The 17,087-nt window shown below is 45.5% G+C and carries 14 protein-coding genes, 1 pseudogene and 1 riboswitch; all 15 genes and pseudogenes read left to right on the top strand.

The genetic code is table 11. The features are described 5' to 3' along the window. Window positions 1–46: 46 nt before the first annotated feature. The 15 genes and pseudogenes from ACTQ50_RS01815 to ACTQ50_RS01745 all read left to right on the top strand — a co-directional run bounded on the left by ACTQ50_RS01815 (window position 47) and on the right by ACTQ50_RS01745 (window position 17,035). Window positions 47–1,945: a YgiQ family radical SAM protein gene (locus tag ACTQ50_RS01815; protein ID WP_441482726.1), complete on the top strand. Its 1,899-nt coding sequence runs from the start codon at window positions 47–49 to the stop codon at window positions 1,943–1,945. 10 nt (window positions 1,946–1,955) lie between these two features. Further along, window positions 1,956–2,567 (top strand): hypothetical protein, encoded by a 612-nt coding sequence (locus ACTQ50_RS01810; RefSeq protein ID WP_441482725.1) that lies wholly within the window; start codon window positions 1,956–1,958, stop codon window positions 2,565–2,567. 12 nt (window positions 2,568–2,579) lie between these two features. Continuing rightward, entirely contained in the window at window positions 2,580–3,560 is a 981-nt protein-coding gene (locus ACTQ50_RS01805; protein WP_441482724.1) for an RluA family pseudouridine synthase, read from the top strand. A 1-nt stretch (window position 3,561) separates the two neighbouring features. Next, entirely contained in the window at window positions 3,562–4,131 is a 570-nt protein-coding gene (gene lepB, locus ACTQ50_RS01800) for a signal peptidase I (RefSeq protein WP_441482723.1), read from the top strand. Between the two features lie 2 nt (window positions 4,132–4,133). Further along, window positions 4,134–4,667 (top strand): Holliday junction resolvase RecU, encoded by a 534-nt coding sequence (locus tag ACTQ50_RS01795; RefSeq protein ID WP_441482722.1) that lies wholly within the window; start codon window positions 4,134–4,136, stop codon window positions 4,665–4,667. Window positions 4,668–4,905: 238 nt separating this feature from the next. Next, entirely contained in the window at window positions 4,906–6,042 is a 1,137-nt protein-coding gene (gene hisZ / locus ACTQ50_RS01790) for an ATP phosphoribosyltransferase regulatory subunit (RefSeq protein WP_441482721.1), read from the top strand. After that, window positions 6,039–6,674, top strand: a complete 636-nt coding sequence (gene hisG, locus ACTQ50_RS01785) for an ATP phosphoribosyltransferase (protein ID WP_441482720.1) — start codon at window positions 6,039–6,041, stop codon at window positions 6,672–6,674. The genes hisZ and hisG overlap by 4 nt, the downstream gene beginning before the upstream one ends. An 86-nt stretch (window positions 6,675–6,760) precedes the next feature. Further along, on the top strand, window positions 6,761–8,074 hold the full coding sequence (gene hisD / locus ACTQ50_RS01780) for a histidinol dehydrogenase (protein ID WP_441482719.1): 1,314 nt from the start codon (window positions 6,761–6,763) through the stop codon (window positions 8,072–8,074). Beyond that, complete coding sequence (gene hisB / locus ACTQ50_RS01775; protein ID WP_441482718.1) at window positions 8,071–8,658, top strand: imidazoleglycerol-phosphate dehydratase HisB; 588 nt, start codon at window positions 8,071–8,073, stop codon at window positions 8,656–8,658. The genes hisD and hisB overlap by 4 nt, the downstream gene beginning before the upstream one ends. A gap of 150 nt (window positions 8,659–8,808) precedes the next feature. Continuing rightward, a pseudogene (gene hisI, locus ACTQ50_RS01770) lies at window positions 8,809–9,129 on the top strand (phosphoribosyl-AMP cyclohydrolase); the annotation flags it as partial. Between the two features lie 29 nt (window positions 9,130–9,158). Continuing rightward, window positions 9,159–10,589 (top strand): VanW family protein, encoded by a 1,431-nt coding sequence (locus ACTQ50_RS01765; protein ID WP_441482717.1) that lies wholly within the window; start codon window positions 9,159–9,161, stop codon window positions 10,587–10,589. A 54-nt stretch (window positions 10,590–10,643) separates the two neighbouring features. Beyond that, a riboswitch (cobalamin riboswitch) is annotated at window positions 10,644–10,835 on the top strand. A 209-nt stretch (window positions 10,836–11,044) separates the two neighbouring features. Further along, the gene (locus tag ACTQ50_RS01760; RefSeq protein ID WP_441482716.1) at window positions 11,045–13,555 is read left to right on the top strand and encodes a hypothetical protein; all 2,511 of its coding nucleotides are present in this window, start codon (window positions 11,045–11,047) and stop codon (window positions 13,553–13,555) included. A gap of 17 nt (window positions 13,556–13,572) precedes the next feature. Beyond that, entirely contained in the window at window positions 13,573–14,772 is a 1,200-nt protein-coding gene (locus ACTQ50_RS01755) for an ABC transporter substrate-binding protein (protein WP_441482715.1), read from the top strand. Window positions 14,773–14,880: 108 nt separating this feature from the next. After that, complete coding sequence (locus ACTQ50_RS01750) at window positions 14,881–15,933, top strand: FecCD family ABC transporter permease (protein WP_441482714.1); 1,053 nt, start codon at window positions 14,881–14,883, stop codon at window positions 15,931–15,933. 1 nt (window position 15,934) lies between these two features. Next, window positions 15,935–17,035, top strand: a complete 1,101-nt coding sequence (locus tag ACTQ50_RS01745) for an ABC transporter ATP-binding protein (RefSeq protein ID WP_441482713.1) — start codon at window positions 15,935–15,937, stop codon at window positions 17,033–17,035. The last annotated feature ends 52 nt before the right edge of the window (window positions 17,036–17,087 follow it).

Below are 17,087 nucleotides of genomic sequence, written 5' to 3'. Positions count from 1 at the left end.
TCCGCAGGCGGCTGGAAGCAGGGCAGTACATAGGAGAAAAATATAGATGTCACAATTTTTACCAGTTACAAAAAAAGATATGGAGGCCAGAGGCTGGGAACAGCTGGATTTTGTCTATGTGACAGGAGATGCTTACGTGGATCATTCCTCGTTTGGAACAGCCATCATCAGCCGTCTTCTGGAGAGCCGGGGCTACAAGGTGGGAATCATCCCCCAGCCGGACTGGAGACACAAAGAGAGCATTGCCGTACTTGGGGAGCCCCGTCTTGGATTCCTTGTAAGTGCAGGCAATATGGACTCCATGGTAAATCATTATACCGTTGCGAAGAAGCACCGCCAGAAGGATTCCTATTCTCCTGGCGGTAAAATGGGTTTACGCCCGGACAGGGCTGTAATTGTATACAGTAATCTCATTCGTCAGACTTTTAAGAAAACTCCTATTATTCTTGGAGGGATCGAGGCAAGCCTCAGGAGGATGGCACACTACGATTACTGGGAAAACAAGGTGAAGCACAGCATTCTTATAGATTCCGGTGCTGATCTGATCTCCTATGGAATGGGAGAGCATTCTATAATCGAAATTGCAGAGGCTCTTGACAGCGGCATTCCTGTGGAGGAGATCACTTATGTGGCAGGTACGGTTTACAAGTGCAAAGACCTGTCCCGCGCCTATGAACCCATTGTGCTTCCCTCTTACAAGGAAGTAAAAGAAGACAAGATGGCTTATGCCAAAAGCTTCGCCATCCAGTATCAGAATACGGATCCGTTTACAGCAGGAACCATGGCAGAGTCTTATGGAAATAAGGGCTATGTGATCCAGAATCCGCCAGCTCTTCCCCTTACCCAGAATGAAATGGATGATGTATATGATCTTCCTTATGTGGGAAGCTATCATCCCATGTATGAAAAAGACGGCGGGATCCCGGCACTGGAGGAGATCAAGTTCAGCCTTACCAGCAACCGTGGCTGCTTTGGAAGCTGCAGCTTTTGTGCCTTAACCTTCCATCAGGGAAGGATCCTGCAGACCAGAAGCCACGAATCCATCCTAAAAGAAGCCGTTCACATGACAGAAGAGAAGGATTTCAAGGGTTATATCCATGATGTAGGCGGACCTACTGCAGATTTCCGCCAGCCTTCCTGCCAGAAACAGCTGACCAGGGGCGTTTGTAAGAACCGGCATTGCCTGTTTCCAGAGCCCTGTAAGAATCTGACTACTGACCACAAGGATTACGTGTCCCTTCTTCGAAAGCTGCGTAATCTTCCAAAGGTAAAAAAGGTATTTGTCCGGTCTGGTGTCCGGTTTGATTATGTGCTGGCAGATCCGGACAAGACTTTTCTCAATGAGCTTGCCAGATATCACGTAAGCGGACAGCTTCGTGTGGCACCGGAGCATGTTTCCAACCAGGTGCTGAAATATATGGGAAAGCCATCCCATGAAGTATACCAGAAGTTTTTGAAGGAATTTGATAAAGCGAATCAGAAAGCCGGATTGCAGCAGTTTGCAGTTCCCTATTTCATGTCCTCCCACCCGGGATGTACCATGAAGGAAGCGGTGAAGCTGGCGGAATATGTCCGTGATCTTGGCTTTACTCCGGAGCAGGTGCAGGATTTTTATCCCACACCATCTACCTTATCCACCTGTATGTATTATACGGGTATCCACCCGCTTACGGGAGAGAAGGTCTATGTGCCTAAGAATGCCCATGAGAAGTCTATTCAGCGCGCCCTGATGCAGTATAAGAATCCAGCCAACAGAGAGCTGGTGCTGGAGGGCCTGAAGATCGCAGGACGCATGGATCTGGTTGGATATGGAGAAAAATGCCTGATCAGACCGATCCGGGAAGGACGTGACGGGGACCGGCATTCCGAGAAGAAAGGCTATGGTAAATCTCCGAAGCCCAAGAAAACCATCCGCAACAATCACACAAGAAAAAAGCAGAAATAGGAGTGTTTTCATGAAATTAACACAGACGAACAAAGGAGAATTCGGATACCTGAAGCGTGAACGGAAGCGCAGGATCATCATTGCCGCGATCATGCTTGGCGTCCCCATTTTTATTTTCATCAGTATGTGGATCTATCTCGGCACCAGAAATTCCATCTGGACCATCATTGCACTGGTTGGCTCCCTTCCAGGCTGTAAGGCCGTGGTAGATGTGATCATGGTTTACCTGGCCAGGCCTGTAGATCCGGCCCTGTACAAGAAGATCCACGCCCATCAGGGAGAGCTTGTAATGGCATATGAGATGTACATGACCTTTTATGAAAAGAAGTGCGCCATAGATGCCATTGCAGTATGCGGAAATACAGTTGTGGGTTACACCAGTGATCCGAAAGCAGATACGAATTTTATGGCGGCAGAAGCCCAGAAGCTGATTCGTAAGAATGGTTATAAGGTAGATGTGAAGATCCTCGGTGAGCTTCGTCCTTTCCTGGAGCGGCTGGACTCTATGAATGAGCACAGGGAATCCTTAGAAGAGGGACTTCGCTTTACTCCGGACGAAAGATATCCTGATTTTACCAGGGATGACATGGTGAAGCATGTGATATTGAATCTGTGTATCTAAGGGGATATCCATATGAAAGAATTTATTATAAATGAAAACGAAGCGGGGCAGCGCTTTGACAAATATCTGGGAAAGCTTCTTCGGGAAGCACCCAAAAGCTTTTTTTACAAAATGCTCCGCAAAAAGAATATCACCTTAAATGGAGCAAAAGCCACTGGAAATGAGAAGCTTGCCTCCGGTGACCATGTAAAGCTTTTTCTTTCTGACGAAACCTTTGAGAAATTCGCCGGGGCGCAGGAGACTGTGGCGAGAGCCCACCAGAAGCTTGACATTGTGTATGAGGATGAGAATATCCTTCTGATCAATAAGCCTGTTGGAATGCTTTCCCAGCCTGCAGATGATAAGGAACCTTCCCTGGTAGAATATCTGACCGGCTATCTTTTGGAGTCAGGAGCCGTTACCGAAAGTTCCCTGCACACCTTCCGCCCATCTGTGTGCAACCGCCTGGATCGGAATACCAGCGGTCTTGTGGCGGCAGGAAAATCCCTGGCAGGGCTTCAGGAGCTTTCCACACTTTTCCATGACAGAAGCCTTCATAAATTCTATCGCTGTCTGGTAAAAGGCGTCCTAAAAAATGAAAAATATATCAAAGGATATTTGCATAAAGACGAAAAATGTAATAAAGTAACAGTACAGGAAAATGAAACACCAGAGGCACTTCCCATTGAGACCAGATACCGTCCTCTTGGAGATAACGGAAAGGTTACACTGCTTGAGGTAGAGCTGATCACAGGGCGTACCCATCAGATCAGGGCACATCTTGCCAGTACCGGACATCCCCTGATCGGAGATTACAAGTACGGGCTTCGCCCCCTGAATGAAGAATACCGTGGGAAATATGGCCTGAAATCCCAGCTGCTCCACGCATACAGGCTGGAGATCCCCAGGATAGAGGGAAGGCTTTCCTATCTGTCTGGCAGGCAGTACATAGCGCCATTGCCCCAGCTGTTTCAAAATATCCTGAAAGAGGAACACGTAGAGGAGAATAAATAATATGAAAATCTGGCATGAAGTATGGGACTACGTAAAAATGATCATCATTGTAGTGGCAGTAGTCCTGGTTATCAACAACGTAGTATTGATCAACGCAAAAATCCCGTCTCCCTCCATGGAGAAAACCATTATGACAGGAGACCGTATCTTTGGATTCCGCCTGGCATATGGAATTAACCTGGATCTGTTCGGACATGAGATTTCCAAGAAAGTCAAGGATCCTGAGCGTTTTGATATTGTGATCTTCAAATATCCGGATGACGAAAGCCAGCTTTTTATCAAACGTGTGATCGGACTTCCAGGAGAGACTGTTGAGATCAAGGATGGAAAGGTATACATCGACGGATCTGAGACAGCACTTGATGACTCCTTTATTCCAGAGAAGATGAAAGGCAGCTTCGGACCATATACGGTTCCGGATGACTGCTATTTCATGTTAGGAGATAACCGAAACAATTCCAAGGATTCCCGTTTCTGGCAGAACACCTTCGTTCGTTTCGACCAGATCGTGGGAAAAGCAGTGGTAAGATATTATCCGTCCATTAAGCTTCTTGGCTATGAGGAGCCGTAAACATGGCAACATGGAACAGCAGAGGCCTCCGGGGTTCTACCCTGGAGGACCTTGTAAACCGTACAAACGAACAATACAGGGAAAAGGGACTTGCACTGTTGCAGAAGATCCCGACTCCCATCACTCCGGTACGCATGGATAAGGAGAACCGCCACATTACCCTGGCTTACTTTGACCAGCGAAGTACCGTTGACTACATAGGTGCAGTACAGGGTATCCCTGTCTGCTTTGACGCAAAGGAATGCAGCGCCCAGACGTTTCCTCTGGCGAACATTCACCCTCATCAGGTGAAGTTTATGGAGGACTTTGAAAAACAGAACGGCGTGGCATTTTTTCTTATATTTTTCAGTCATCTGAATCTGTTCTACTATCTTCCTTTTCGTGATCTGATGGTGTTCTGGAAGCGGATGGAAGAGGGGGGACGGAAAAGCTTCCGCAGGGAAGAACTGGACGAGAAATATTATCTGCCGAAAAAGGGCGGCTTTCTGGTTCCTTATTTAGAAGGATTGAAGCTGGATCTGGAATCGCGGGATTAAGTCTGCACAACAAACGCTACGTCTTGTGCCTGTTACAAGACGGTTTGCTTTTCGGTGTATCGTGAAGAGTAATACTTCGTCTTGACAATCCAATCAGATTCCATTATAATCGACATTGATTTTATATTATCGTGGTAGCGTGATAAAGTGTTATGCAATTAACAAACCCTTCCCTGAGAAATTATAAGAGGCAGGCTGACCGCGAAATAAGCAAGAAACATCATGGAGGAAACATTATATGCAGAGGATTTTTCATACGCCGGAAGGTGTACGGGATATTTACAGTCAGGAATGCAGCAGGAAACGGAAGCTTCAGGAGAAGCTCCATCATGTATTCCACCAGTATGGCTTTGAAGATATAGAGACTCCCACATTTGAATATTTCGAAGTATTCAGCAAGGAAGTGGGAACCATTCCCTCCAGGGATCTTTATAAATTTTTCGACAGAGAGGGCAATACCCTGGTGCTCCGTCCGGACTTTACCCCATCCGTTTCCAGAGCATGTGCCACCTATTTTAATCCGGAAAAGGAAGTGGTCAGCCTGTGCTACACAGGCAATACCTTTATCAATAATTCCAGTTTCCGTGGCATGCTGAAGGAAACCACCCAGATGGGTGTAGAGCGTATGGGAGACGATTTAGCGGAAGCAGACGCAGAGATTCTCGCCATGACCGTAGAGTGTCTTCTTGCAGCCGGACTTACCGAGTTTCAGGTAAGCGTAGGACAGGTGGACTATTACAAGGCCATTTTTGCACAGACCGGCATGAGCCAGGAAGAGGAAGAAGAGCTTCGGGAGCTGATCTCCCAGAAGAATTACTTTGGCGTAGAGGAGCTTGTAAAGAGCAAGCATATGGATAAGTCCCTTGCCAAAGCACTTTCCCAGCTTCCCCAGATGTTTGGTTCCGCAGAAGTTCTGGAGAAGGCAAAGGCCCTCACCGACAATCCCCAGGCATTAAAGGCAGTTGCCCGTCTAGAGGAGATTTATGAGCTTCTGAAGGTTTATGGTTATGAAAAATATGTGACATTTGATTTTGCCATGTTAAGTAAATACCATTACTACACCGGAATTATTTTCCAGGCCTATACGTATGGTACTGGTGAGGCGCTGATCAAGGGAGGACGTTATAACCAGCTGATGAAGCATTTCGGAAAGCCGGCTGCTTCCATCGGATTTGCCATTGTAGTGGACAACCTTCTTATGGCATTGTCCAGACAGAAGATTGAAATGGAGGAAGAAGAGGGTGTTACGGTGATCACTTACCGTAAGGAAAACCGCATTCAGGCAATCCAGAAGGCCAAAGAGCTTCGCGCCCAGGGTAAGAATGTGGCTCTTCGTCCGGAGAAAGTAACGAAGGTTTGTGAGGTGGAATTATGAGATATCTGACTTTTGCGCTTACCAAGGGAAGACTTGCAGACAAAACCCTTGCCATGCTGGAAAAAATCGGGATCACCTGCGAAGAGATGAAAGATAAGGATTCCCGTAAACTGATCTTTGTAAATGAAGAATTAAAGCTCCGCTTTTTCCTTGCCAAAGGACCGGATGTGCCTACATACGTAGAATATGGTGCTGCGGATATTGGAATTGTGGGAAAGGATACGATTCTTGAAGAAGGCCGTAAGCTCTATGAGGTAATGGATCTTGGCTTTGGCGCCTGCCGCATGTGTGTATGCGGACCAGAGAGTGCAAAGCCGCTTTTAAGTTCCAACCAGCTGATCCGCGTGGCAACCAAATATCCCAACATTGCCAAGGATTATTTCTATAACAAGAAGCACCAGACCGTTGAGATCATCAAGCTGAACGGCTCCATTGAGCTGGCTCCCATTGTGGGTCTTTCCGAGGTGATCGTAGATATTGTGGAGACCGGAAGCACCCTTCGGGAAAACGGCCTGAAGGTATTGGAAGAGGTTTGCCCCCTTTCTGCCAGAATGGTGGTAAACCAGGTAAGCATGAAGATGGAGAATGAGCGGATCAGCAAACTGATTGAAGATTTGCGTAAAGTAATCTAAAAGAAGTATCTGATATTACGCCATAGAAAATAAAGTCGAAATAATTTTGAAGACTGTTTAAATTTAAGTTGGAAGGACCGATTACAATGCGTACAGTAAGATTAACAAAGGAATCTACCAAGGATATTCTGGAAAATCTTTTAAAAAGAAGCCCCAATAATTACGGCAAATTCGAAGCCGCAGTAGCAGATATTCTTGCAAATGTGAAGGAAAAAGGGGATGAAGCTCTTTTTTCCTACACCAAGGAATTTGATAAAGTAGAAGTTACCCAGGAGACCATCCGCGTAACCGAAGAAGAGATCGAAGAAGCCTATAAAGCAGTTGACGCTTCTTTGCTTGAAGTTATCCGTAAGGCTCTTGTAAACATCCGCAGCTATCACGAAAAACAGCGCCAGAACAGCTGGTTTACCAGCACAGAGAACGGTACCATGCTTGGCCAGAAAGTAACCCCGTTAAACCGTGTAGGCGTTTATGTTCCTGGCGGAAAGGCAGTTTATCCATCTTCTGTACTGATGAACATTGTACCGGCGAAGGTTGCTGGTGTCCCCCATATTGTGATGACCACACCTCCGGGAAAAGACGGAAAGGTAAATCCTTCCACCCTGGTAGCGGCAAAGGAGGCCGGTGCTGACGAGATCTATAAAGTAGGCGGTGCCCAGGCCATTGGTGCTCTTGCCTATGGTACAGCAAGCATCCAGAAGGTTGACAAGATCGTAGGCCCAGGAAACATTTTTGTAGCTTTGGCAAAGAAAGCCGTATACGGACATGTAAGCATTGATTCCATTGCCGGACCAAGTGAGATCCTGGTTCTGGCGGATGAGACTGCCAATGCACATTATGTAGCAGCAGACCTTCTTTCCCAGGCGGAGCATGATGAGATGGCCTCCGCGATCCTGATCACCACCAGCACAGAGCTGGCACAAAATGTGGAGAAAGAGATTGAAGGCTACCTGAAAGTCCTTTCCAGAAAAGAGATCATCCAGAAATCCCTGGAGAATTTTGGATATATTCTCATTGCAGAAGACATGGACGAAGCCATCGAAGCAGCCAACGAGATCGCTTCTGAGCATATGGAAATTGTGACCAGGAATGCTTTTGAAGTTATGATGAAGGTTCGAAATGCAGGTGCGATCTTTATTGGCGAATACAGCTCCGAGCCTCTTGGAGACTATTTTGCAGGACCGAACCATGTTCTTCCAACCAACGGAACTGCTAAATTTTTCTCTGCACTTTCCGTTGACGATTTCATCAAGAAATCCAGCATTGTATATTATTCCAAATCTGCCCTGCGGGATATCCACAAGGATATTATCCAGTTTGCAACCTCTGAACAGCTTACGGCACACGCCAATTCCATTGCAGTCCGTTTTGAGGATGAGGATAAAAAGGAGCAGTCATGACAAGAGAAGCTATTGTTGAACGTAATACAAAAGAAACTAAGATTGCCATCAAACTGAATCTGGACGGAACTGGAAAAAGCAGCCTGGATACCGGAGTTGGATTTTTTGATCACATGTTAGATGGGTTTACCCGCCACGGGCTTTTTGATCTGGATGTAAAGGTAAAAGGCGATCTTCAGGTGGACGATCACCACACCATTGAGGATACCGGAATCGTTCTTGGCACAGCCATCAAAGAAGCGGTAGGAGATAAGAAGGGAATCCGCCGTTATGGAAGCTGTGTCCTTCCCATGGATGAATGCCTGGTGCTCTGCGCTGTTGATCTTGGGGGACGTCCCTATCTTTCCTTTGACGGGGAATTTACCAGTGAAAAAATAGGAGATATGTCCACAGAAATGGTGAAGGAATTTTTCTACGCCATTTCCTATACGGCAGCCATGAACCTGCATATCAAAGTGCTCATCCAGGGAAATAACCACCATATGGCAGAAGCAATGTTCAAAAGCTTTGCCAAGGCACTGGATATGGCGGTGGCTTATGATCCGCGTATCACTGACGTACTTTCTACGAAGGGAAGCCTATAGCGTTATCATCCCCAAAGGGAAACCTGTAACAGATAAAAGAATAAATACCGTATACTGCCACTTGTTTTCTGAATGGAGGCAAGTGGCATAATTATTTGTATTTAAAATACGAAAAGGAGTTTACCAACTATGGATTCGAAAGAATTAAAAAGTAAAATGTCATGGTCCGATTTCAAATTAAACAGTGACGGCATGGTTCCTGTCATTGTACAGGATTACCAGACAAATGAGGTCCTGATGCTGGCTTATATGAATGAGGAGGCCTACCTTACCACCTTAAGGCTTGGGAAAATGACCTACTGGAGCCGCAGCCGCAACGAGCTCTGGACCAAGGGACTGACCTCCGGCCATGTTCAGTATGTAAAATCATTGACGATTGACTGTGATAATGATACAATTTTGGCAAAAGTAGAGCAGGTAGGAGCTGCATGTCACACTGGAAACCGTACATGCTTTTTTACCCCGCTGCTCTAAAAAACAGCCAAAGGTAAAATTATTCTATGAAAAAACAAATGAAGAATGGCGTGATCAAGGTTTTGATCCTGCTTTTGATCCTTGTGGGCGCTTATGGTCTGTGGTGTCATTTCCTTACGGATAATGTGATCTGGAAGAAATTGAAAGTCAATGGCATTGCCATTCAGGGAATGACAAAGGAAGAGGCAATTGACGCCATTTCTAGGGACTTTGAGGAAAAGTATCAGGATACCCAGATGACTGTCACTTTAAACGGGAAGAAATTCCAGGTATCTGTTTATTCAGTACTTGGTTTGGACGTGAAGTCCATCGTAGAAAGTGCCTACTCTTTGGGACATGGTGCCTGGTATACCCACGGGACAGACCGCATTGAGCTTATGAACAATAAGACAAAGGAAGAGGTCACTCTTATGCCGGAAGCCAGAAACAAGGACGAACTGGATACTGTTCTGGATGAGGCCGGGATCTTAAATGGCTCCACCACCGTACAGACTTCCTGTGAACTCACAGACACAGATTTAGTGATCACCAAAGGCAAAACCGGGATCGGACCTGATATGGATGCCTTGAAGGAGGAAATTCTGAGGGCGATTTCCATTGAGGATTATGAGGCAGTTATTGAGTGCCCGACGAAGGAAACTCCGCCGGACGAACTGGATATGGAAGCTTATTATGAAGAGGTACATACAGAGGCACAGGATGCTTCTTTAGGGGAAAATAATGAGATCATTCCAGCTGTTACGGGCATTTCCTTCAATGTAAAATCTGCTGAAAAGAAACTGAAAAAAGCAAAAGAAGGAGAAACTGTCACAATTCCGCTGGAAATCACTTTACCAGATGTGTCCACAGAAGAAATTGAAGCCCTTCCTTACCTGAACCTGCTTGGTACTTATACCACATACGGCGGAGGAACGGATAACCGTGTAGCCAATCTGAAGCTGGCTGTGGAAGCCTGTGACGGGGTAGAGCTTCAGCCTGGACAGATTTTTTCCTATAACGATACCCTTGGACCACGAACAGAGGAAAGAGGCTACCGGGAAGCTACGGTAATTGTCGGCGGCGAACACGCCCAGGATATTGGAGGCGGAATCTGCCAGATTTCTACCACTTTGTATATGGCATGTCTCCAGTCAGATCTGGCCATTGTGGAGCGTCATAATCACGCAGCGCGGATCGATTACGTGGAGGACGGACTGGATGCAGCAGTAGTATGGGGCGGACAGGATTTCCGTTTCCAGAATAACAGTGCATATCCGGTTAAGATCACCGCTTCCTACGATGAGAAAGAAGAAGCAGTGACAGTATCCATCTACGGTACGAAAACAGATAACAACCGGGTGGAGATCACTACCGAACATTCAGATGCCAATACTTGCCGGACCTATCGCAGCGTCTATGATGAGGAAGGTACCCTTCTTCGCAAGGAAGAAGTTGGCTACAGCCAATATAAACAATAATTTGCCAGGTCAATCTATTGATTTCGACAAAGCAGTCTGCTATAATGAAATGAATTGAATAAATCCGTTTTCAGTGCCTTTGCAGGAATAGACTGCAGGCTAAGAGGGAATCAGGTGAAAGTCCTGAGCGATCCGGTCACTGTAAACAGGGAATGGAATCTGTTCGTGCCATTGGTATTTTACTGAGAAGGTTAGATTCCGTAATGATCTGTAAGCCAGGAAACCTGCTGAATCCGTTAATGAAAGCTTCCGAAGAAAGCACTTCATTCTCATGATATATCTGACTGCAGAATATTTAAATTTTAGTGCCTGCTTCTTTGTTTGGAGCAGGCATTTTTGTGTAATAAAATATTCCGTTGGAATTTTCTGATGTATACAGATGAGCTTCTTTACAAGAAACTGCCTGGATTTATTCAGAACCATATAAATGAACTATAAAGAATCGAGGGAGAAAAATGAAAAGAAATTCAAAACGCTTTCTGGCACTGTTTCTTTCTGTAGCAATGACGATCACTTCGGCTGTGCTCACACAGGCAGAGGGAGAGGATGTAAATGTGCTGGTTACAGCTACCCCTACACCAGCTGCAGAGGAAAAAGCTGCGGACATGGATGATCAGAAAACTGCTTCTGAAGATACTTCTAATACAGCCTCTTCAGAGGAAGCACCGGCTACGGAAGAGCCGGCAAAGGAAATCCCTTCCGAAACACCAGCTCCGGAGCAGACTCCTGCAGCAGAAGCGGATCCGGAACCAGAGCAGACACCGGAAGCAACTGTAACTCCGGCAGAAGAGAAAAAGGAAGAGGCAAAGGATACCAAAACTTCCGAAAAATCCGATTCCAAAGAAGAAACCGGAAAGACAGATGACACAACAAAAGCAGATGTAAAACCAGACGGATCGGACATCACAATTGATAAGCCAGATGATTCCGGCGCCCTTGGTATGTTTAAGATTGCAAGCTCTTCTGCAAGACACGAGGGAGACAAAACAATTGTTACTATCGTAACCGCTACAGACAAATACGATGCCATCTATCTCGGAAGCGTGGAAGATGCAAAAAGTGATCCAGAAAATGTATGTGTAGGAACTCCTACAGGAGAGGGCTATACCTTTGAATTTGCAGTTCCTTCCACAGAAGAAGACCAGAAATATCAGGTAGCCATCCGTAAAAAAGAGGGCGGCGTATGGTATCAGTATTCCAAAGGCGGAGAATTTACCATTACAATTCCAGGTAATAAGGCACCCACACCAACGGTTACACCAGTTCCAAGCGAGACCCCAGCTCCGGCACCAACCACTACCCCAACCCCTGCTGTTAAACCAGCCGGTAACGTATGCGACAGCGGAATTTATAACGTAACTGTAAATTCCAGCGCAACCATGTTCCGTGTAGTAAACTGTGTGCTTACTTCCAAGAATGGCAAAATGACTGCTGTCCTTACTTTAAGCGGTACAGGATACGATTATCTCTTTCTTGGAACAAAGGAAGAAGCTGCCGCAGCAGATTCCTCGAAATGGGTTCCATATGTGGTAAATGCTGACGGTAAGTATACCTATGAGATTCCGGTAGAGTCTCTTGATGATGGAATTGCAGTCGCTGCTTTTTCCCATAAAAATCAGATCTGGTATGACAGGATCCTTACCTTCCAGTCAGAAACCCTGAACAAAATCGGTGATGTGCAGGATGACCCGGAAACACCAGATGATAACACGGATACTCCGGCTACAGTTACCCCAACACCTACAGCAGCCCCAACCCCAAGCAGTACCCCAACCCGAACACCGACTCCGAAACCAGATAAAAAACCGGAAAAAGAGTCTAAATATGAATCTGACTTAAGCGGCGGAACAGCAGCGGTAAACAGTTCCACTACTCTGGCAGACGGAACCTATACTCCGGACAGCTTCTCCTGGTCTGGCGGAACTGGAAAAGTAAGCATTTCCTGCAGCAAGATCACCGTAACCGGCGGACAGGCTTATGCGACGATCGTATTCAGCAGTGAATACTATGGATATGTAAAAGCAAACGGAAATAAATACTGCGGAGCATGCGGCGGCGGAACATCCACCTTCACCATTCCGGTGGCATTAAACCAGAATAATACCATTATCGGTATGACCACCAGAATGTCCCAGGCTCATGAGATTACATATACCATTTACATTGCCTTAAAGGGTGCCAACGATCCGAAGAAGACCGATAAAGAGAATCCGGCTTCTGATAACAGCATGCTTTCCACAGGAAACAAGAAGTTAGACGAAGAGGCGCCAGAGATCACAGGACTCGAGTATAAAGAAGAAACTAAACTGGAGCATGCAAAATACTTCAAACTGTATCACTATGCAAAGGGCATTACCCTTCTGGAAGTAGATATGACCACAGATACAGCAAGAAAAGCAGAAACAGCTGATGAAACAACAAAGGCACAGGATTCCAATGAGACTGCCAGCACAGATCAGCTTTATACTGGAAACGTTGTAAAATACCTGATCGTACCAGATGGTGCTGTTATTCCAGCTGGTCTTGATAAAGACGTGATTCTGATCCAGCAGCCAGTTGAATCTGCTCATGTAGCTTCCACAGATGCCCTTAATATTCTGGATAAACTGAATCTTACAGACAAGGTTACCAGCCTTGGAATGGAGAAAGAGGACTGTACAGTAGACAGCCTTACAGCAGCACTGGAAAATGGCTCTGTTGTATTTGCGGGAAAATCAGATGATACAGATTATAAGACACTTGTAAAGAGCCAGTGCGGACTTGCGATTCTTTCCTCTGATATTCTTCCGGCTGAAGAATCTGAGGTAAATGATAAGATGGAACTGCTGAAGGATGCGGCAGAGAAATATTCTACTTTGAAGATTCCATTTATTGTAGACCGTTCTTCTGATGAAAAGGATGAGGAAGCAAAGGCTGAGTGGGAAAAAGCATACGAAGCTGTTTTTGTAACAAGTGATGAGGCTTAATTACAGGAGAGAACGAGATGTATAACCGAAAGCTGAAATATAAGATCTTAAGTATTTTTGCAGCAGCGGTAATGACGTTCACCGCCATTACTCCAGTATGGGCAGAAGAGGAGAATGCAGAAACCACAGAGGCTTCTGCTGACGGTTCCTCTGATGAAAGTGAAAGCACCGCACCGGAAATTCCCGGACTTACTTATGAGTCCACTATGGATCTTTCTTTTGCAGAGTGCTTTGACGTTTATTATTACAACGATGGCTATAAACTTCTGGATGTCCATGACGATGCCAGGTATCTGGTAGTTCCGGAAGGAAAAGAGGCACCGGACGGTCTGGATGAAGATATCAGGGTACTGCAGCAGCCTCTTGATACCATCTATATGGCTGCAACTTCTCCAATGGCTTTGTTTGATGCCATTGGAAGTGTTGATTCTATTAAATTATCCGGTCTGGATGCTTCCGGCTGGTATATCCAGGCTGCAGCAGATGCCATCAACAACGGGGATATGACCTTTGCCGGAAAATATGATGAACCGGATTATGAGCTTCTGGTTGGGGATGACTGTGATCTTGCCATTGAGTCAACCATGATCCTGCATGCCCCCAAGGTACAGGAGATGATCGAAACTCTGGGAATCCCGGTTTTCATCGACCGTTCCAGTTATGAGAGCCAGCCTCTTGGACGTACGGAATGGATCAAGCTTTATGGTGCGATGATGAATAAGGAAGAGGAAGCAAATACCTTCTTTGATCAGCAGGCCCAGATCATTGAGAAATTAAAGGGTTTCACCAATACGGAGAAAACAGTGGCATTCTTCTATATCAATACCAGCGGTTCTCCAGTGGTCCGCAGCCCGAAAGATTATATCTCCAGCATGATCGAGGTTGCGGGCGGAAGAAATGTTTTTGCAGATCTTCAGGATGACAGTGGAAAAACTTCTGTATCGATTACAATGGAGGAGTTCTACAATACAGCTGTAGACGCAGATTACCTGATCTACAATTCCAGTATTGATTTCTCTGTAAAGAACATTGATGATCTCCTTGCAAAAGACAGTCTGATGGCTGATTTTAAAGCTGTAAAAGAGGGAAATGTCTGGGTAACAGATGATTCCATGTATCAGCATACAGACACCATCGGAGAACTGATCAATGACCTCAACCTGATGTTCACAGATGGAAGCGAGGAGGATATGACCTTCCTTCACAAGCTGAACTGACTGGGTTAACGGATAAACGATTTACATAAAAGATACCAGACTTTGAAAGCGGACTTCTGATAAGTGGTCCGCTTTCCTTAGACAAAACATAAATGGAGTATAATTAGAATGAGCAGACAATCCGATGGAACCAGTTTCCACATGGAGAACTTTAAGAGAAGATCTCGCTATACATTGGTTTTTGTTCTGTTGATCCTGGCATTTTGCCTGATCACAGTTTTGAATATCAATACAGGAAATGTTCATATTTCCCTGTCTGAGATCGTAGATATCCTTTTGAAAAAAGCCACTGACACCAAGGAATACAGCATCATCTGGAAGATCCGTCTTCCCAGGATCCTGATGGCTGCCATCCTTGGAGGTGCCTTGTCTTTATCCGGTTTTCTTCTTCAGACCTTTTTTGAAAATCCCATTGCAGGACCTTTTGTTCTGGGAATTTCCTCGGGCGCCAAAATGGTAGTCGCACTTACTATGATCTACTATCTTGAAATCGCCCAGAATGTAACTTCTTATACTTTGATCATCGCTGCCTTTATCGGTTCCTTGATTTCCATTTGCTTTATTCTTTTGATTTCCAAAAGGATCAAGCACATGGCTACTCTTCTGGTTGCGGGAATCATGATCGGTTATATCTGTTCCGCAGTTACAGACTTTGTGGTAACCTTTGCAGATGATTCCAATATTGTAAATCTTCATGGATGGTCACAGGGAAGTTTCTCTGGTATGAGCTGGAGCAATGTTTACATTTCCTGTGCAGTTGTGGGTGTCACCCTGCTCCTTACGTTCCTGCTGTCAAAGCCCATCGGGGCTTATCAGCTGGGAGAAGCTTATGCGCAGAGTATGGGTGTGAATATTAAATTTTTCCGTGTTGCATTAATCCTGCTTTCCAGCATTTTGTCTGCAACAGTAACTGCTTTTGCAGGACCTATTTCCTTTGTTGGAATTGCAGTTCCATTCCTGATGAAAAGAAGCTTTGGTACATCCAGACCGTTGATCATCATTCCGGGAACCTTCCTGGGAGGTGCTGTTTTCTGTATGATGTGTGACCTGATCGCCAGAATGGCGTTCGCGCCTCTGGAGCTGAACATCAGCACCGTTACCTCCATCTTTGGAGCACCAGTTGTTATTTTCATGATGTTGCGAAAGAAGAGAGGAAACTAAAATGGACAATTATTATTTTCATATGGACAACCTTTCTGTTGGCTACAATCGAAAGGCACTGATCCACGATATTTGTATTGGAATAAAAAAGGGAGAGATCGTAACTCTCATTGGTCCCAACGGTTCGGGGAAATCCACGATTTTAAAAAGTATTACAAGACAGCTGCAGATCATTGGCGGAAAGGTCTATTTTGATAACCAGAATCTGATGTCCTTTTCCTTCCGGGATCTTTCTACCCGTATGGCGGTAGTTCTTACTGAGAGAATGAAGCCGGAGCTGATGACCTGCCATGACATTGTGGCAACCGGCCGTTATCCTTATACTGGAAGGCTTGGCATTCTTACAAGGGAAGATGAAGAAAAGGTAGAAGAGGCCATGAAGGCGGTACATGCAGAAGCTCTTGGCAGCCGTGACTTTAACAACATCAGTGACGGACAGCGCCAGAGAGTGCTTCTTGCACGCGCTATCTGCCAGGAACCAGATATTATTATCCTGGATGAGCCTACTTCTTTCCTGGATATTAAGCATAAGCTGGATCTTTTATCCATTCTCCGGGATATGGCGAAGAAAAAGCAGATTACGGTTATCATGTCTCTTCATGAGATCGATCTTGCACAGAAGATTGCTGATAAGATCATCTGTGTAAAGGGAGATACCATTTCCCATTTTGGAAAACCAGAGGAAATTTTTGAGGAGAATATGATCCGGGATCTTTATGAGATCAACAATGGTTTTTTTGATCCGCTGTTTGGAAGCATTGAGCTTCCAAAGCCGGAGGGAGAAGCAAAAACTTTTGTGATCTGTGGAAACGGCACTGGTATTCCCGTATTCCGGCGGCTGCAGAAGGAGCATACTCCTTTTATTGCAGGCGTTCTATACACCAATGATGTGGATTACCGCCTGGCAAGACTGATGGCCGACCAGGTGATCACAGAGGAACCCTTTATGGAAATCAGCGAGGAAACCTTCCAGAAGGCTCTAAAAGCCATGGAAAGCTGTGACAGGGTTATCTGTACAAGTGTACCGGTCGGAAGCTGCAATAAGCGGCTGGGAGAGCTTATAGAGGCAGCAAAGAAAAGCGTAAAAGTGCAGTTTGTATAAAGAAAAAACTCTATATCAAAATCAGTGAAGGATTTTAAACTCATTGATTTTA

Origin of the sequence: Blautia sp. Sow4_E7, assembly GCF_052116245.1 — a bacterium.
Lineage (GTDB): Bacteria > Bacillota > Clostridia > Lachnospirales > Lachnospiraceae > Blautia_A.
Note: the sequence above shows the minus strand (reverse complement) of the source record. Positions and strands in the feature narration are given on the sequence as shown.